This window comes from Alkalicoccus luteus (assembly GCF_052061695.1).
In the GTDB taxonomy this organism is placed as follows: Bacteria; Bacillota; Bacilli; order Bacillales; family Salisediminibacteriaceae; genus Alkalicoccus; species Alkalicoccus luteus.
In genome coordinates, this window is record NZ_JBPZEY010000007.1 from 1 (window position 1) to 15,994 (window position 15,994).

Annotated in this window: 16 protein-coding genes and 1 riboswitch; of the genes, 13 read left to right on the top strand and 3 right to left on the bottom strand. The window is 51.8% G+C overall.

Features of this window, described 5'->3' with window-relative positions; all coding sequences use genetic code 11:
- Positions 1-239 precede the first annotated feature (239 nt).
- From ACSZLD_RS10525 to adh, 3 genes are all read right to left on the bottom strand, one after another.
- Positions 240-536, bottom strand: coding sequence for a hypothetical protein (locus ACSZLD_RS10525; protein ID WP_444685135.1), 297 nt, complete (start codon positions 534-536; stop codon positions 240-242).
- A gap of 101 nt (positions 537-637) precedes the next feature.
- Positions 638-737: riboswitch (SAM riboswitch) on the bottom strand.
- A gap of 50 nt (positions 738-787) precedes the next feature.
- Positions 788-1,144, bottom strand: a complete 357-nt coding sequence (locus ACSZLD_RS10530) for a DUF779 domain-containing protein (RefSeq protein ID WP_377909005.1) — start codon at positions 1,142-1,144, stop codon at positions 788-790.
- Between the two features lie 26 nt (positions 1,145-1,170).
- Positions 1,171-2,691, bottom strand: a complete 1,521-nt coding sequence (gene adh / locus ACSZLD_RS10535) for an aldehyde dehydrogenase (protein WP_377909006.1) — start codon at positions 2,689-2,691, stop codon at positions 1,171-1,173.
- 157 nt (positions 2,692-2,848) lie between these two features.
- On the opposite strand from adh, the gene ACSZLD_RS10540 reads away from it, so the two are divergent.
- From ACSZLD_RS10540 to ACSZLD_RS10600, 13 genes are all read left to right on the top strand, one after another.
- A complete protein-coding gene (locus ACSZLD_RS10540; RefSeq protein WP_444685136.1) occupies positions 2,849-4,372 on the top strand; it encodes an FAD-dependent oxidoreductase in 1,524 nt (507 codons plus the stop codon).
- A gap of 126 nt (positions 4,373-4,498) precedes the next feature.
- Positions 4,499-5,851 carry a copper amine oxidase gene (locus tag ACSZLD_RS10545; protein ID WP_444685137.1) on the top strand — a complete coding sequence of 451 codons (1,353 nt, stop codon included), beginning with the start codon at positions 4,499-4,501 and terminating at the stop codon, positions 5,849-5,851.
- A gap of 75 nt (positions 5,852-5,926) precedes the next feature.
- Entirely contained in the window at positions 5,927-6,865 is a 939-nt protein-coding gene (locus ACSZLD_RS10550; protein WP_444685138.1) for a class F sortase, read from the top strand.
- Between the two features lie 174 nt (positions 6,866-7,039).
- On the top strand, positions 7,040-7,330 hold the full coding sequence (locus ACSZLD_RS10555; RefSeq protein WP_444685139.1) for an MTH1187 family thiamine-binding protein: 291 nt from the start codon (positions 7,040-7,042) through the stop codon (positions 7,328-7,330).
- Positions 7,331-7,397: 67 nt separating this feature from the next.
- A complete protein-coding gene (locus tag ACSZLD_RS10560; protein ID WP_444685140.1) occupies positions 7,398-8,168 on the top strand; it encodes a hypothetical protein in 771 nt (256 codons plus the stop codon).
- A gap of 197 nt (positions 8,169-8,365) precedes the next feature.
- Complete coding sequence (locus ACSZLD_RS10565; RefSeq protein ID WP_377909011.1) at positions 8,366-8,872, top strand: peroxiredoxin family protein; 507 nt, start codon at positions 8,366-8,368, stop codon at positions 8,870-8,872.
- Positions 8,873-9,173: 301 nt separating this feature from the next.
- On the top strand, positions 9,174-11,084 hold the full coding sequence (locus tag ACSZLD_RS10570) for an asparagine synthase-related protein (RefSeq protein ID WP_444685141.1): 1,911 nt from the start codon (positions 9,174-9,176) through the stop codon (positions 11,082-11,084).
- Between the two features lie 5 nt (positions 11,085-11,089).
- Complete coding sequence (locus ACSZLD_RS10575; RefSeq protein WP_377909013.1) at positions 11,090-11,257, top strand: paeninodin family lasso peptide; 168 nt, start codon at positions 11,090-11,092, stop codon at positions 11,255-11,257.
- A 55-nt stretch (positions 11,258-11,312) separates the two neighbouring features.
- Complete coding sequence (locus tag ACSZLD_RS10580) at positions 11,313-12,275, top strand: aldolase (RefSeq protein ID WP_444685142.1); 963 nt, start codon at positions 11,313-11,315, stop codon at positions 12,273-12,275.
- On the top strand, positions 12,226-12,513 hold the full coding sequence (locus tag ACSZLD_RS10585; RefSeq protein ID WP_377909015.1) for a lasso peptide biosynthesis PqqD family chaperone: 288 nt from the start codon (positions 12,226-12,228) through the stop codon (positions 12,511-12,513). The genes ACSZLD_RS10580 and ACSZLD_RS10585 overlap by 50 nt, the downstream gene beginning before the upstream one ends.
- A 37-nt stretch (positions 12,514-12,550) precedes the next feature.
- Entirely contained in the window at positions 12,551-13,006 is a 456-nt protein-coding gene (locus tag ACSZLD_RS10590; RefSeq protein WP_377909016.1) for a lasso peptide biosynthesis B2 protein, read from the top strand.
- Positions 12,981-14,114: a nucleotidyltransferase domain-containing protein gene (locus ACSZLD_RS10595; protein ID WP_444685143.1), complete on the top strand. Its 1,134-nt coding sequence runs from the start codon at positions 12,981-12,983 to the stop codon at positions 14,112-14,114. Before ACSZLD_RS10590 ends, ACSZLD_RS10595 begins: the two co-directional genes overlap by 26 nt.
- 6 nt (positions 14,115-14,120) lie before the next feature.
- Positions 14,121-15,899, top strand: coding sequence for an ABC transporter ATP-binding protein (locus ACSZLD_RS10600; protein ID WP_444685144.1), 1,779 nt, complete (start codon positions 14,121-14,123; stop codon positions 15,897-15,899).
- The last annotated feature ends 95 nt before the right edge of the window (positions 15,900-15,994 follow it).

A 15,994-nucleotide genomic window follows, 5' to 3' on the forward strand; every position in this document is an offset into this window, starting at 1 on the left:
AGGCCGCTCGGATTTCTGCTATTTTTTTGTCTTTTTCTCATTTCATTCCAAAAAAAAGCGGTACCGGACATATCCGGCACCGCTTTTTGTTTCAAGAAGAGCTTTTTAGACAGCCCCTTTTTCGCGATTATTGGAGACACAGATACAGCTTTTTCACGAGCGTTCTTGGATAGCTGAATGGACTCCGCCTGCGTGTTTCAGTTGTTCAACACGTTGAGCAGCAGGAAATTCGTTGCGATTTACTGCACCTTGGCAGCGGGAAACCCCTGCTTTTCCAGCTCACTCCATAAAAAGTGTTCAAGGGAACCGGGCCCTTTTTTCTGCAGTGTTTCGGACTGCTCCCGGGAGAGCGTGATGCGATATTCTGTTCCGCGAATCGAGGAAGCGTATACGTAAAAGCGGTCGTGGAAAAAGGAGGTGCCGGCATCAAAGATAAACTGACAGCCGGCAGCTTTTTGTTTCATTCTGGCGGCCGTTGACTGAAAATAGGTTCCCGGATCGGCGTGGTGACAAAATAGAGCGGAAGCGTAACTCATCATACATCATTCCTCTGCTGATAGATTCAGCATACATTCCCTGTCCGTGCAAATGCACAAAAAACCCCTTCTGTCACGATGAGAGAAGGGGTTCATCCGTTCATTCATCGCTCAGAGCATTACTCTGCTGGCGTTGGCACCTTGCGAGGCAGGTTGCCGTGGAGTCGTAGAGCCAGATCTCTCGTCCACTCAGGATAAATGTATACTGTTAACGGAAGTATAAACGGTTTGCTTGAAAATGTCCAGAAATGCTAAAGCTGCAGCTCTTTTCGTTCTTCCTCACTGAAGACGCGGGAGCGGGTGAAGAAACGCTTTCCTTCCGGACCTTCCAGCGAAAACATGCCCCCGCGTCCATCGACGACGTCGATAATCAGCTGCGTGTGCTTCCAATATTCATACTGATCTCGTGACATATAGAACGGAGAGCCGCCAATCTCGCCGAGGTACACGTCGCTTTCACCAATTCGCAGGTCACCGTCGGGGTAGCACATCGGGGAGCTGCCGTCGCAGCATCCGCCTGACTGGTGAAACATGAGCGGACCGTGGCGCTTTTTCAGCTTCTCAATCAGTTCCAGCGTCTCCTCGGTTGCGGTTACTCGTTCTGTCATCACAGAACACCCTTTCTTTTTTTGGCTTAGAAAAAGCCTTTTGGTTCTTCACTGTAGCTGACCAGCATGTTTTTCGTCTGCTGGTAATGGCTCAGCATCATCAGGTGGTTTTCGCGTCCGATACCCGACTTCTTATATCCGCCGAATGCTGCGTGAGCCGGATAGTCGTGGTAGCAGTTGGTCCACACGCGTCCGGACTGAATCGCGCGTCCGAAGCGGTAGGCCGTGTTAATATTGCGGGACCATACGCCGGCGCCGAGGCCGTAAAGCGTATCGTTTGCGATCGACAGCGCATCCGCCTGATCTTTAAACGAGGTGACGGAAAGCACCGGGCCGAAAATTTCCTCCTGGAAAATACGCATTTTGTTGTGCCCTTCAAAAATAGTCGGCTGCACGTAGTATCCGCCGGAAAGGTCGCCGTCCAGGTGCGCCTGTTCGCCGCCGGCAAGTACCTTGGCACCTTCCTGTTTGCCGATATCGAGGTAAGACAGGATTTTATCGAGCTGCTCCTTCGATGCCTGAGCACCCATCATCGTATCCGTATCAAGCGGGTTGCCGGTCTTGATGCGCTTGACCCGGTCTACAGCTTTTTCCATAAAGCTGTCGTAGATGGACTCTTCGATCAGGGCGCGGGACGGACAGGTACATACTTCGCCCTGATTCAGCGCGAACATTGCAAAGCCTTCAAGTGCTTTTTCAAGGTATCCGTCCTCCTGCTGCATCACATCAGCGAAGAAAAGGTTCGGCGACTTGCCGCCGAGCTCCAGCGTAACGGGAATAATATTTTCTGATGCATACTGCATAATCAGGCGGCCGGTCGTCGTTTCCCCGGTAAAGGCTACTTTATCAATTCGGGAGCTGGACGCGAGCGGCTTTCCGGCTTCCACACCGAAACCGCTGACGATGTTCAACACCCCTGGAGGAAGCAGATCTTCAATCAGCTCGAGCAGCACAAAGATGCTGGACGGCGTCTGCTCAGCAGGTTTCAGGACAACACAGTTACCTGCAGCAAGAGCTGGAGCAAGCTTCCATGTTGCCATTAAAATCGGGAAGTTCCACGGAATAATCTGACCGACGACGCCGACAGGCTCGTGAAAATGATAGGCAATGGTATCATCATCGAGCTGACTGATGCCGCCTTCCTGAGCGCGGATAGCAGACGCAAAATAACGGAAATGGTCAATAGCAAGCGGGATATCGGCAGCAAGCGTCTCGCGGACGGCTTTTCCGTTTTCCCACGTTTCAGCAACAGCCAGCATTTCCAGGTTCGCTTCCATGCGATCTGCAATTTTCAGCAGAATATTTGCTCGTTCGGTCGGCGATGTTGCGCCCCAGGAGGCTTTTGCTTCGTGGCCCGCTTCAATGGCGGCCTCTACATCTTCCTTCGAAGAGCGGGCAAGCTCGGTAAAGACTTCACCGGTTACCGACGTCGTGTTCTCAAAGTACTCACCGTTTTTCGGCGGCACGTACTGTCCTCCAATATAGTTATCGTACCGCTTTTTAAACTGAACCAGACTGCCTTCCGTATTCGGCTTTGCGTAGATCATGTGCACACTCTCCCATTCTTCTCTGTATTTGATGAAGCGAAAAAATGTAAGCGATTACAATATATCATAAATCGTCGAATTTTCAAATAATTTCGTTTCATAAATAATGGCAGTGGGAATATCGAAAGCAAAGCGACTTTTTAAGGGGGGGATCCGGATGAACAAGCTGCCCGAACAGCCCGTATCACTATGGCGGGAGCGGCCTACACAGACATTTCCGGCACTGGAGGAGGATCTCGATACCGAGGTCTGCGTCATTGGCGGAGGTATTGCAGGCGTTTCGACTGCCTTTATGCTTGCGAGACGGGGCTTTCAGGTTGTGCTCGTAGAGGCCGACCGGATGGGTGCTGGCACGACCGGCTGGACGACAGCAAAGATAACGTCCCAGCACGGACTGAAATATGCAGATTTGATTGATCAAGTTGGTGTCGATAATGCCCGCCTATACTACGATGCCAACGAGGATGCGATCAGCTGGATCGAGCGGATGACCCGCAAGCTGAATATTGACTGCAATTTTGAGCGGCAGAACGCATATTTATATGCCGATACGGAAGCGGGAATGACGCAGCTGGAACGGGAGGCGGAAGCGTATTTAAAGCTGGAGCTTGATGGTGGCATGGTGGAAAAAGAAGCCTTTGACGGCACGAAGCGTCGCATGCTGGCCATGTATGACCAGGCCCAGTTTCATCCAGTTTGCTTTCTCGCCAAGCTGCTTCGCTATCTGGAGGTCGAAAACATGCCTGTATTCGAGCAGTCGCGGGCAGTCGATATTAAGCGCGGGAAGCGGCCGCAGGTGCTCATGGAAAACGGCTCCGTCGTGATGGCGGACCATGTGGTGATGGCGACTCACTATCCATTCAAAGACCTGCAGGCATTGTTCGTCGCGAGGCTGCACGTCGAACGGTCCTATTCCGTTGCTTTCCGTCTGAACACAAAAGCGCCGGAAGGGATGTATTTGAATGTGGAAAGCCCGAAGCGCTCCATCCGCCGGGCGTTTGATACAGACGGCAGGGAGCTTCTTCTCATTGGCGGAGAAGGGCATACGAGCGGTCAAAAGGTAAACACGCTGGAGAATTACAAAAAACTCCATCAGTTCGGCCTCGATCACTTTGATACTGCCGCGGTTCCTTATCGCTGGGCCTCTCAGGATGTATTTACACTGGACGGGCTCCCGTATGCGGGACCTGTTAATCCGGGAAAAGATGATGTATTCGTCGCCACCGGCTTTGCAAAGTGGGGCATGACGAACGGCGTTGCTGCCGCGCAGATCATCGCGGACCGGATTACGGAAAAGCGAAACGAATACGCGCCGCTGTATACACCATCCCGCTTCAGGCCGGGAAAAGAAATGAAACATGCGGTTAAGGAAAACATGGATGTTGCCATGGAGTTTGTCCGTGGAAAGCTCGACCGCGGAAAGAGCAAAAAGGTAGAAGACCTCGATTTCAATGAAGGCGCAGTCGTCAATGTAAACGGAAAGCGTGCAGGTGCCTATAAGGATGAGCACGGCCACGTCACAATCGTGGATACAACGTGCACCCACCTCGGCTGTGAGCTCTATTGGAATAACGGGGACCGGTCGTGGGACTGTCCATGCCACGGGTCCAGGTTTAACACAGACGGCGATGTACTCGAAGGCCCGGCGGTGAAGCCGCTTGATCAGATAAAAGAAGAATAGAACAGGAAAGCCGCTTCCGGACAGGTCCGGGAGCGGTATTTTTATTTTTTTTGAGAAAAAGTGATCCAATCCTTTTTTCCTTCCGTTTACTCTTGTGAAAGCAAAACAAAAACGGAGGGATTATTGATGAAAATGATGAAGAAAGCAGCACTGACGTCCTGCGCACTGCTCGTATTTGCACCAACCGTTGCAATGGCTGATGATCACGGAGACCACGATCACGATGACTACAGTCCGACAGTTTCCACGCCGGCGGCTGATCTGCGGGCTGACCTCGATCAGCTTTTCTCCGAGCATTTTGCACTGACAGTTGCATTTATGCAGAAAGCATTTGATGGAGCAGAGGATGCGGCGCAAGCCGGAGCGGCTCTGGATGAAAATACAGCAGAAATCACCGCGACGATCGAATCTGTTTACGGGTCTGAGGGAGCGGATGAATTTAACCGCATCTGGCAGAGCCACATCGACTTTTTCGGTGACATGGTAGCAGCCGAAGCCGAAGGAGACGAAGAAGCACGCGCCCAGGCAGAAGCAGATCTGGATAACTATGTAGACGAATTCTCTGCTTTCCTTGATGCCGCAACAGAAGGCGGTCTGCCGCAGGAAGCTGGTCAAGAAGCGATTTCTGCACACGTTGAAGATGTATCGAGCACGTTTGATTCCTATGTGGACGGCGAATTCATGGAGGCATACGAGAATTTCCGTCACGGCTTCCACCACATGTTTGATATCGGCGTGAACCTTGGCGGCGCTATTTCCGGACAGTTCCCGGAAGACTTTGATAACACAGAGGTGTCCACACCGGCCGCAGACCTTCGTGCACACTTGAACCACCTTCTGTCCGAGCATTTCTTCCTGGCATCCTTCACGATGCAGAAAGGCTTTGATGGTGCAGAAGACTTTGATTTTGTGTCCTGGGCACTGGATGAAAATACAGCGGATCTGACAGAAACAATCGGATCTGTCTATGGAGATGATGGCGTAGAATCCTTCGAACCGATCTGGCAGAGTCACATTGATTTCTTCGGTGACATGACTGTAGCGGCAATTGAAGATGATGCCGATGCACGAACGCAGGCAGAAGCGGATCTGGAAAGCTACGTCGTTGAATTTTCCGCCTTCCTCGATGAAGCAACAGGCATTCCGCAAGAAGCCGGGGAAGAGGAAATCCGTTCCCACGTAGCGGACGTGACGAATACGTTCGATGCGTATACCGCAGGTGAATTTGAGCGCACGTGGAGCGATGAGTTCCGTCACGGTTTCCACCATATGTTTATGCTCGGTGAAGTGCTGGGCGGAGCGATCGTCGACCAGAACCCGGACATGTTCGCTGCAGACAGCATGCCTGAAGAGATGCCGGCAACTGGTCTTGGCGGTACCGCATCCAACACGACCTTTATGTGGGCCATGCTGACAGCCTTCATTGCTGCGGCAGGTGCACTGGTGCTTGGTCGAAAGAAGTGGAGCAGCCAGCAGTAACGGCTGATTATATACGGATCTTCCGGGAGCAAAGCTCCCGGACTGGTCCGATTGACAGCGGAAGGAGAGGCTGACATGAAGCGACTCATGTACTTATTTCTGCTGCCGGCTGCAGCTGCCGCAGCTGCTTTTATGATCGTGGTGCTCATCCAGCCTGTTTTCTCCAGTCCGACTGAGACGCAGGTGCTGTCCGAGCGCAATGAAGCACCGGCTGAGCCAGAGGAAGCAGAAGCCGGAGAATTTGAGGATATGGACGCATTCACGGTCCATCCAAATCAGGAGGAAGCACCGGAGGCTTCAGAAGAAGATACGGGACCTGGGCTCCCTGAAACGCTCTCTATTCCGGCGATTGACGTGGAAGCCGATTTGGAGGAGGTCGGCATACTGGATAACGGGCAGATGGGCGTTCCTGATTCAGCTGAGGGGGTCGGCTGGTTTGAACCGGGTGTGCGTCCCGGAGAACAGGGGAACGCAGTGCTGGCTGGTCACGTAGACAGCCGCGAAGGCCCGGCTGTTTTTTACGGCCTGCATGAGCTGGAAGCAGGAGATACAGTTTATGTAACGGATGAAGAAGGAAGCGATCTGGAGTTTGAAGTGACGAAAACGATCGTTTACGATCGACGTGAGGCTCCGCTTGAGGAAATTTTCGGGCGCAGCGACGGACGGCATCTGAATCTGATTACCTGCACCGGAACCTTTAATCAGGAGTATGGCACACACGATGACCGCCTCGTCGTCTATACGGAACTCATGGAAGACGAAGCTGAGCAGCCGGATCCCCCGGAAAATATTTCGGTCAGCGGCCAGTCTTTCCGCTGGCATGCGGTCGACGATGAGAACGTCGTCGGCTACCGGGTATACAGGGAGCTGGAGGACGGCACTGTGGAGCTTGCTGCCAGCAAAGCAGCCTATGGGCGTAAGAGTTACTCGTCAGAAGACGTAGGCGAGCTGACGCATTACGTCACTGCTGTGACGAAAGATGGTGCAGAATCAGAACCATCAGAGAAAAAATAAACGCGGGCCGGATCCTTTTCATAAAAGGGTCCGGCTTTTTCTGATGCGTTTCGAATCTAAGCTGTATGGTGCCTGAACGAGCCTTGGATTCCTCTCGGTCAGAGACGAATGTTTAAACAGGATGAGAAATGGCAATAGTCTTTTTAACAAGACGTTAAAAGGAGGAAGTTGACTATGGCACTTTTAGAAATCAGCGTAGTACCAGTAGGAACAAGTTCAGAAAGCTTTCAAGACGATGTCGATCGAGCTGTCGCAGTTATTGAGCAGAACGGTCTCAAGTATCAGGTCACACCAACGTCAACGATCGTGGAAGGAGACATCGATAAACTGTTCGATGTTGCCCAGGTGATTCACCTGAACGAAGTGAAAAATAACGCAAAGCGGGTTGTCACGACGATGAAAATCGACGACCGCACGGATAAAGACATGACGCTTGAAGGCCAGGTCAACAAAGTAGACAAATAAACGAAACAAAACAGCTCCAGCCGGGCAGCAAGCCTGGCTGGAGTATTTTATGAAGGAGGTGCAGGCAGTGGAACGAGAGCTGATGGACGAGGCGGCTCAGCTTCAGGACCGTCTTACAGAGATATACCCGGAGCTTCTACTGCCGCAGGCTGTGCCGCTCCTCTGGCTCGGGCCCGTGCGCCCGGTTCTGACAGTTGGCGTGAACCCGTCTCCACGGGATTTTGACAAAGCGAACCGCTTCCCGCAGAAACATACCAACCAGAAGGCTGTCGATTGGGCAAAAACGGAGGCAGAGCAGGCTGTTCGGAAGCTGAACGAGTATTTTCTCTCCGGAAACGTGTACACAAACTGGTTTGGAAAGAAGAACGGCGCAAAGATGGAAGGGTTCATGAATGGAGCAGGATACAGCTACTACGGGGATTCGGCATCGGTCTATCACTTGGACTATGTTCCATTTGCGACAAAGAAGCGGATGGGGGCAACCGGCCTTAAAGAAGCGTTGTTTCAGCTGGAGGAAATACGTGCGTTGTTTCAGAAGCGAATTGACTGGTTGAAGCCCAGTCAGATATGGGTGTTCGGAGCGGATGTGATTCAGGCACTGCCCGGGGTAAATCAGGAAAGGGTGCAGCAAGTATCCGATTATCCAGCTGTATCATTTGGAACTGGGAGCTTGTGCGGTATTTCGGCTGTGTTTGTTTATGCGAAGCCTGGGGAACAATTTCTTGGGCTAGGAAGCGCTGCAGACAGCAATGGCCGTCATCACGGTTCGTATGGATCTCGTTCATCGCTCCGGGAAATTGGCGCTCTTATTTCCCGGGAAATAGAACGTCTAGACTAATCATAGAATGACGGCCTAAATAGTGTGACTGATTCATCAGACTGACAGCGAGCGCTTCATCATACTGCTTGAATGAAGAGAACTAACCTGGCTGCATAGGGTATCCGTCTGACACTGATGCTGGTAAAAGCCTTCATGATTAAGTGTGAGAAATAACGGGAAAGAAAGCATCACGTCACAATCACTGAGGTGAAAGGATGGAAAATCTGTTAGTAGGCTATCATACACCGGATATTGTTCTTCCCGCTGTAACAGGCGACACGTATCAGCTTGAGAAGGATAAAGAAGAGCGACCGGGCTGGAGGCTGATTTATTACTTCCGCGGCTCCTGGTGCCCCGCATGCGAGAAATCACTGAAGGAGCTGAAGGAAAGCCAAAAACAGCTGTCTGATCAGAACGTGTGGATTACGGCTGTATCGAGCGACAGGCTTGAAAAGCTGGAAGGCTTTCAGCATAAGCACAACTATCCGTTCCCGGTCCTCGCAGATGAGAACATGCAAATGCTCCAGGACTATGGTGTTTATAAGCACGACGATGAGAACAGCATGTACAGCGATCACGGAATTCATGGAGAGCCGGCAGTCTTCTTGTTAGATGAAGAAAACAGGCTGCTTTTCGTGCAGCGGCAGAGCGGCCCGTTCGGCCGTATTGACATGGAAGGTCTACAGCAGAATATTGACTATATTTCGGAGCATAAGCAGTAAAAGGAAAGTGAACGGTCTGAGTCAATCCGCTCAGACCGTTATTTATGAATAGTTGTTCGTTATAACGTTCTTTGTGAATAGCTCATAAAACGAACGGCTGTTCAATTTTAAGAGAATTTTCAACAATCTTTTTTCTGAATATTTAGTTGACAGCAGTTACATATGGTGCTAAATTGAACATAAGTTGTTCGTTATTAAGAATTTAGTTGCAAATCGATTTTGTAAAGCGAACGTGTTGGCGCGCGTTTGCATTTATTTTACTTTATTTGTTCTTTAAAACGCACAATAAGGGGCGGTTGGCATGAGTGCACTGGCAGGCGTAATCGGACCAGCTCAGCAGGAATCTGAAAAACAATATATGCTGCACCAGCTGAACCGGTTCGTCTCTGATGCCGTTCACTTTATGCAGGATGAAACAATCTTCATGGCCTGTGCCCATCAGTGGATCACGGAAGAGCAGCCGGGGGAACGTTTGCCGCTCTGGTTCAGAGGACGCTATCTCGTCCTTACAGATGCGCTGATCGACAATCGACGGGAGCTGTTTCACAAATTATCAATTGATGCAGCCGAACAGCGGCAGATAACAGAAGCAGAGCTGTTTGCGCACGCATTTGCAAAGTGGGGTGTAGAGCTGCCGCGGCATCTGCATGGGAGTTTTGCCGGAGCGGTGTGGGATAACCAAGAGAGAAAGCTCACACTGTTCCGGGATTTTTCAGGGACCCGCTCCCTCTATTACGTTCATCAAGGGGACACACTGGCATTCGGAACCACCAAATCGCTTCTACAAGGTAGAGATGGAGTGAGCCGCGATATTAACGACAGCTGGATGGCCCAATTTATCGCGATTCCTTCGATGATTGATGCAGTGGATATGAATATGACCGTCTACAAGGATATTCAGCAGGTTCCACCGTCTTCTGTCCTCACTTTTCAGGGCAGCCGGGTCAACATTTCCCCGTATCAGCTGATCGATCCGGATTATAAGATCAGGCTCTCGTCTGATGCGGCTTATGAAGAGGCATTCCGGGAAATCATGACAGAGGCAGTCACCTCTAAAATGCGTACGAGGAAAAAAGTGGCCTCGCATCTAAGTGGGGGACTGGATTCCGGAACGGTGGCTAGCATCGCCGCCGCCCATACGAACGAACCGCTGCAGACGTACAGCATGGTTCCAGCTGAAGGGTTTGACAACTGGACAGACGTTTATTATCAGCCTGACGAATCGAGGGGAATTAATTTAACCGCTGACTTCAGTGGCAATATCGATTCTAAAAAGCTGTCATTTAACGGCGTTGATCCGTTTGAAAAAATAGCAGAGCATATCGAACTGCTGGAATCGCCATATAAATTTATCGAAAATTTTTTCTGGCTGGAAGGCGTGCAGCGGCAGGCAGCAAAAGAAGGAGCTGCTGTAATGCTCACCGGGGCTCGCGGTAACCATTCGGTCTCATGGGGATCGCATCGTCTGACCTACTATTATTATGAAACGCTGCTGAAGCAGATGAAACTGCTGCAGCTGGATCGTGAAATGCAGGCCTATTGCAGACAGGAGCGTACCGGCAGACGTGTGGTCTATCCGTTTATTTTTAAGAGGCTGTTTAAAACCGAAAAACATCCGGACTTGTTTCCGGACTGGATTCATCCGGATCTCGCCTTCCGTACACATATACATGACAAACTAAGCGACTACGGCGTTCCGCTTGGGGGCTTGCCGAAGCATGAGCTGCGCGACTTTCGGAGGCATTACTACACAGCTGATTATTTTTGGAATAACACAGGAAATGCCAATACCCACCTCTCTCTGTATACCGGAATCAGGGAGATGGATCCGACGAACGATGTTCGCCTGATCCAGTTTTGTCTGTCGATTCCGGAAGAGCAGTACGTTACCGGCGGGCTGGAGCGCTCCTTGATTCGCAGGTCGACAAAAGGGATTCTTCCTGATGCAATCCGTTTCCAGAAAGGACGGGGGATTCAGGGAATCGACACGGTTTGGCGCATGCAGAACAACTGGCAGAAGTGGCGGGAGGAAGTGCAAGCTCTTAAACAGAATAACCGGCTTTTCCGCTATGTTGATCCGGCTGTGTTCATAGAAACAGCAGACAGGATGCCTGAGAAAGCCGAGCCGGCTTACGCCGGAACGGCTGACTTTAAAATAATCAGCAGAAGCATGATCCTGAATCAGTTTCTGCAGCAGGCTGAAAGGAGGTGAGAGTGATGAAAGCATGGAAAACACCAGCAATGGACGTTCTGGATATCCGCATGACAATGAACGGACCAGGTAACGCGAACCCGGACTGTTTTGAAGCATCGGAAGGCCGGCACGAAACACATGACGGACAGTCAAATGCCTCTTGTAACAATCCGCCAGGAGTAGGAAGCTGATCAAACATAATCTTGCTGCGCTGCTCAGGCAGCAGACAGAAGGGGGGAGACGGAAATGGAGCCGGCACTATTTGATTATCATGCCTTCGGGATGAATATACAGAGCGATATTTCGCTGAAGGGGCTGCTTCCAAATCCGTCAGCCTCAGCTGTAGACGTTCACGTCCGTAAAGAGAAGCTGTCCGATAAATGGGGGAGCAGGGCCGGGCAGGATATGTTTATCTATGAGAGAAATGAGATTTTGTTTCAAATCGAGGGAGTGGGTGTTTTTTCGATCCGTTCAGGCCGTGAAATCGGATATGAACGGGCGGAAGGAGCAACAGATGCCTACATCCGGCTGTACGTGATGGGGAGCTGTCTTGGACTGATTCTGATGCAGCGGGAAATACTGCCGATGCACGGAAGCGCATTATATTTGCAGAATATGGGCATTATCATCACCGGCGATTCAGGAGCGGGGAAATCTACCACCGCAGCCGCTTTTATCAAGCAAGGAGCCAGGCTGCTGAGCGATGACGTAATACCGGTGCACTGGAACGAAACAGATCCGCTCATATTTCCTGCTTATCCGCAGCAGAAAATGTGGCTGAATTCACTGGAGCAGTTCGGACAGACGATTGAGGGACTGGAACATGTAGTCGAACGGGAAGAAAAATTCAACATTCCTGTTCAGGAGCATTTTCACAGCAGTCCGGTGCCGATGCAGACGATTGTTGAGCTTGTTCCTGCTGATACGGAAGAGATTACCCTTGTAGAAGTAACAGGTCTGGCAAAGCTGGAACTGCTGTACCGAAATACGTACCGTCAATTTGTCATTGAGCCTGCTGGTTTTTCGTTTTGGCACTTTCGCGCACTATCTGCAGTTGCAGGCCGCATTCCCGTCTATACGCTAAGAAGGCCGGTCAACAGATTTTCTGCAGACGAAGTCGTTGAAGCGGTATTAGACCGGCTGAAAGGGGAGGAAGAATATGATCGAAAAGCAAGTGACCGAGCCGTATATGACACAGGCGGCTGGTAATATCGTCAGCGATATGGGTGATGAAAAAGTCATGTTCAGTGCCGCAAATGGTAAATACTACAACTTTGGGGAAGTCGGCGGACGAATCTGGGAGCTTCTCGCGGAGCCGAATACGGCGAAGTCGATCACGGCACAGCTGATGCGTGAATATGACGTATCAGAAGCAGACTGCCAACAGGAAACAGAAGCATTTTTGCAAAGCCTGCGAAAAGAGGGTCTGATCGTTGTTCAGGACTAGTGGTTTAATCAAGCGCCGATGGCAAAGCTGGCGCAGGATGGATCCGTACGTAAAAAAACTGATGCTCGAAGCGTATCTGGAGCTGGCGCGTGCAAGGTGGCTGAAGTACCGGCAGCATGGCCGCATTCAGGCAAGTCTCGGTACGATTCAGCAGGAGACACCGGTAGAAGACGAGGTAGCCAAAAGAGAGGCAGGAAGCATCGCAGTGGCAATAGAGGTGATGAGCAGGTATGCCTTCTGGGAAAGTGAATGCCTGGTCAAGGCAGGCGCTGCCGTTCAGATGCTGAAGCGGAGAGGAATGCCGGTCACCGTTTATCTCGGCACCGCTCGTAACGACGCAGGAGAATTTGTCGCCCATGCCTGGACGAGAAGCGGTCCCTGGTATATTACAGGTGCAGATGATGTAGCACAGTATACCGTGTTAACGACGTTTGCCGTACCGAAAGCAGAGGAAGGAGCCCGTTCTCATGCAGGAAAAACGAATCCAAGTTGAAACAGAATGGATCACAGCGGCTCTGCGCGGCGAAAAGCCTGCAATGACAGAAGCAGATACGGAAGCCCTGCTGGAAGCCGCGGTCCATCACCGGCTTGTCCCGCAGCTTGCAGCAGTGCTTTCCGGACATGAGGAAGAACGACTGACTGCTGCACTTCAGCCGCTGCGTTTGCAGCATATGTTTTTCGCGCTGCGTCTGGCAGGGGAAACATCCCGGCTGGCGCAGCTTTTTAACCAGCGGGGGGTGGAGCTTTTGATGCTGAAAGGTCCGGCGCTGGCCAGTTTTTTGTATGGAGACACCGGGCAGCGAATGACGAGCGACATCGACATGCTCGTTCCGCCTGAGGCACTTGATATGGCGGCATGCCTGCTCCGGAGCGAAGGTTACGAGGAGAACTGCTACTTTTCGACGGTTCTCCCGGATTGGAAGTGGCGTCATCATCATCGCACGTTTTACCATTCCCATACCGACGTTAAGGTGGAGCTTCACTGGCGGCTTCATCCAGGACCTGGGAAAGAGCCCGCCTTCCGAGAACTTGCAGATAGAAGCCAGACGGAAAAGCTTGGGGGCGTACCAGTGCCGGTGCTCGGAAACGAGGATTTGTTCAGCTTTTTAAGCGTGCACGGCGCAAGACATGGATGGTCGCGGCTGCGCTGGCTGTATGATATTCACCAGCTGATGAAGCGAAAGCTTGATTTCCGCCTCGTGAAACAGGTGATGGGAGATCTGCATCCAATCGGTGCCTCCGCGCTGATTCTTAGCGGTGCCTGCTTTGGCACGGCGCTGCCGGTTCATGAGAAGCGATGGCTGATGGGGAGAAAGGCAACGGTGCTTGCTGAGCAGGCTTTTTATTACATGTACCGGGATATTGAACTGCACGCTGAGCATGTTTCACGTGAAACCGCTTCCTATCATCAAGCATATCAACGAAGTCTGCTGTCATGGCGCAGGAAAATGCTGCTTGCAGCGAGCTTCTTTTATCCATATCCGGAAGATGTCAAACTGCTGCCGCTGCCGGAGCGAATTCACTTTCTTTACGTGCCGATCAGGCCGTTTCTATGGGCGTGGCGGCGATCGAGACGAGCCTCGCCGGCAGAAGGGAGCTGATGGAGCGTGCAGGATTTATTATATTTTTATAAACAGATGCACGACTATGCTGGATGGAAGCTGTACGGCACGATGTTTGTCATGGGGATCATGAGTCTGCTCGACGGGGCGGCCGTGCTGCTGCTAATACCGCTCATCAGCCTGACCGGCGTTATGAGCTTTGAGGGTGGAAGCACGGTAGTGGCGTCGCTTCTCACCTATTTGGAAAGACTGCCGGAGCTGGTAGGGGGTCTGCCAGGGATCCTGATCCTGTATGTGCTGCTCGTCACCACCCAGCAGCTGCTCGCACGGTTTGTGGAAATTCAGCATGCGGGTCTTCAGCACGGGTATTTCCGCTATGTACGAGTTCGAATTTACGAAGCACTTCTGCACGCAGACTGGCGATTTTTTATGAAGCATCGGAATTCCGATCTGCTTCATACGCTGACAGCAGAAACGGCGAAAGCGAGTACAGGAGCACACTCCTTCCTGCAGCTTATGTCCGGACTCGTCTTTACAGGCATTCAAATTGCAGTTGCCTTTTGGCTGGCTCCGTCCATAACGCTTTTCGTCATCGTGTCCGGCGTCATGCTGCTGCTGTTTTCAAGACATTTTGTCAGACGGTCCATGGAGCTTGGCGGACGCAATCTGACGCTTGGTGAAGAATATATGGCTGGCATTACGGATCATATGAACGGGATGAAGGACGTTAAAAGCAATGCGCTGGAACAGTCGCGGTTAACCTGGTTTGAGCGGGTAACGGAGAACATGAAGCAGGAGCAGGTGGAGTTTACAAAAGTAAAAACAAAATCACGCATGTACTATAAACTGGCTTCAACGACTCTGACGGCACTGGTCATTTTTGCGGCGGTCAGTCTCTTTCAGGCACAGACTGCACAGCTGCTTCTCGTTATTGTCATTTTCGCTCGGCTCTGGCCGCGTGTAACGGGTCTGCAGGATGGACTGGAGCAGCTCGGCACGAGGATGCCGTCTTTCCGGGAAGTCAGAAAAGTGACAGAGGAGGCAGAACAGGCACGCGAATGGCCGAAGGGAACAGTGGCTCAGCCGCTTGCTATCGATGAAAGTATTGCGCTCAAGCATGTGTCCTTTTCCTATGAGAGCGGAAAAGCTGCCCTAAAGGATGTGTCTGTCAGAATACCGGCCAGGAGGACAACAGCGGTCGTCGGTAAATCGGGTGCAGGAAAAAGCACGCTGATTGATGTGCTGCTTGGGCTGCACCGCCCGCAGCAGGGAGAGATGTCGATAGACGGACAGCGTGTAACGAATGAAATGATTCCAGGGCTTCGCCAGTCGGTCGGCTATGTACCCCAGGATCCGTTTGTTTTTCACGGTACAGTAGGCGACAACCTTCGGCTCGTAAAGCCGGATGCGACAGTGGAAGAGATGTGGGAAGCGCTCCGCTTTGCCGCGGCCGATGAATTCGTGCAGAAGCTGCCGGACGGACTTGATACGGAGCTTGGCGACCGCGGCGTGCGGCTTTCTGGCGGGGAGAGACAGCGGCTCGTGCTGGCACGGGCGATTCTGCGGCAGACCCCGGTATTGATTCTGGATGAGGCCACGAGCGCACTCGACTCCGACAACGAGCAGAAAATCCAGCAGGCGCTGGAAAACATGCGCGGCCGCATGACGGTGATTGTCATTGCACACCGGCTGTCGACGATCCGGCACGCGGATCAAGTGCTCGTTTTGGAAGGCGGGCGGGTCATTCAGCAGGGAGGCTACCAGACGCTCGCGAGAGAACAGAACGGAGCCTTTCATGAACTGCTGCAAAAGCAGCAGGTATAGCCAAAATCATACGTAACGCCGTTCGCTTTGAAAAAGCGGGTGGTGTTTTTGCTGGTAAGCTGCAAGGTGCTAAAAACCAGTCTGATTCTCATCAC

What these genes read in the sequence shown, in the direction of transcription:
- ACSZLD_RS10530 (WP_377909005.1), bottom strand. Translation starts at nt 1,144, where the DNA reads ATGACAGAACGAGTAACCGCAACCGAGGAGACGCTGGAACTGATTGAG.
- ACSZLD_RS10545 (WP_444685137.1), top strand. Translation starts at nt 4,499, where the DNA reads ATGAAAATGATGAAGAAAGCAGCACTGACGTCCTGCGCACTGCTCGTA.
- ACSZLD_RS10580 (WP_444685142.1), top strand. Translation starts at nt 11,313, where the DNA reads ATGGAGCCGGCACTATTTGATTATCATGCCTTCGGGATGAATATACAG.
- ACSZLD_RS10550 (WP_444685138.1), top strand. Translation starts at nt 5,927, where the DNA reads ATGAAGCGACTCATGTACTTATTTCTGCTGCCGGCTGCAGCTGCCGCA.
- ACSZLD_RS10565 (WP_377909011.1), top strand. Translation starts at nt 8,366, where the DNA reads ATGGAAAATCTGTTAGTAGGCTATCATACACCGGATATTGTTCTTCCC.
- ACSZLD_RS10590 (WP_377909016.1), top strand. Translation starts at nt 12,551, where the DNA reads ATGGATCCGTACGTAAAAAAACTGATGCTCGAAGCGTATCTGGAGCTG.
- ACSZLD_RS10570 (WP_444685141.1), top strand. Translation starts at nt 9,174, where the DNA reads ATGAGTGCACTGGCAGGCGTAATCGGACCAGCTCAGCAGGAATCTGAA.
- ACSZLD_RS10540 (WP_444685136.1), top strand. Translation starts at nt 2,849, where the DNA reads ATGAACAAGCTGCCCGAACAGCCCGTATCACTATGGCGGGAGCGGCCT.
- adh (WP_377909006.1), bottom strand. Translation starts at nt 2,691, where the DNA reads ATGATCTACGCAAAGCCGAATACGGAAGGCAGTCTGGTTCAGTTTAAA.
- ACSZLD_RS10575 (WP_377909013.1), top strand. Translation starts at nt 11,090, where the DNA reads ATGAAAGCATGGAAAACACCAGCAATGGACGTTCTGGATATCCGCATG.
- ACSZLD_RS10585 (WP_377909015.1), top strand. Translation starts at nt 12,226, where the DNA reads ATGATCGAAAAGCAAGTGACCGAGCCGTATATGACACAGGCGGCTGGT.
- ACSZLD_RS10595 (WP_444685143.1), top strand. Translation starts at nt 12,981, where the DNA reads ATGCAGGAAAAACGAATCCAAGTTGAAACAGAATGGATCACAGCGGCT.
- ACSZLD_RS10555 (WP_444685139.1), top strand. Translation starts at nt 7,040, where the DNA reads ATGGCACTTTTAGAAATCAGCGTAGTACCAGTAGGAACAAGTTCAGAA.
- ACSZLD_RS10525 (WP_444685135.1), bottom strand. Translation starts at nt 536, where the DNA reads ATGAGTTACGCTTCCGCTCTATTTTGTCACCACGCCGATCCGGGAACC.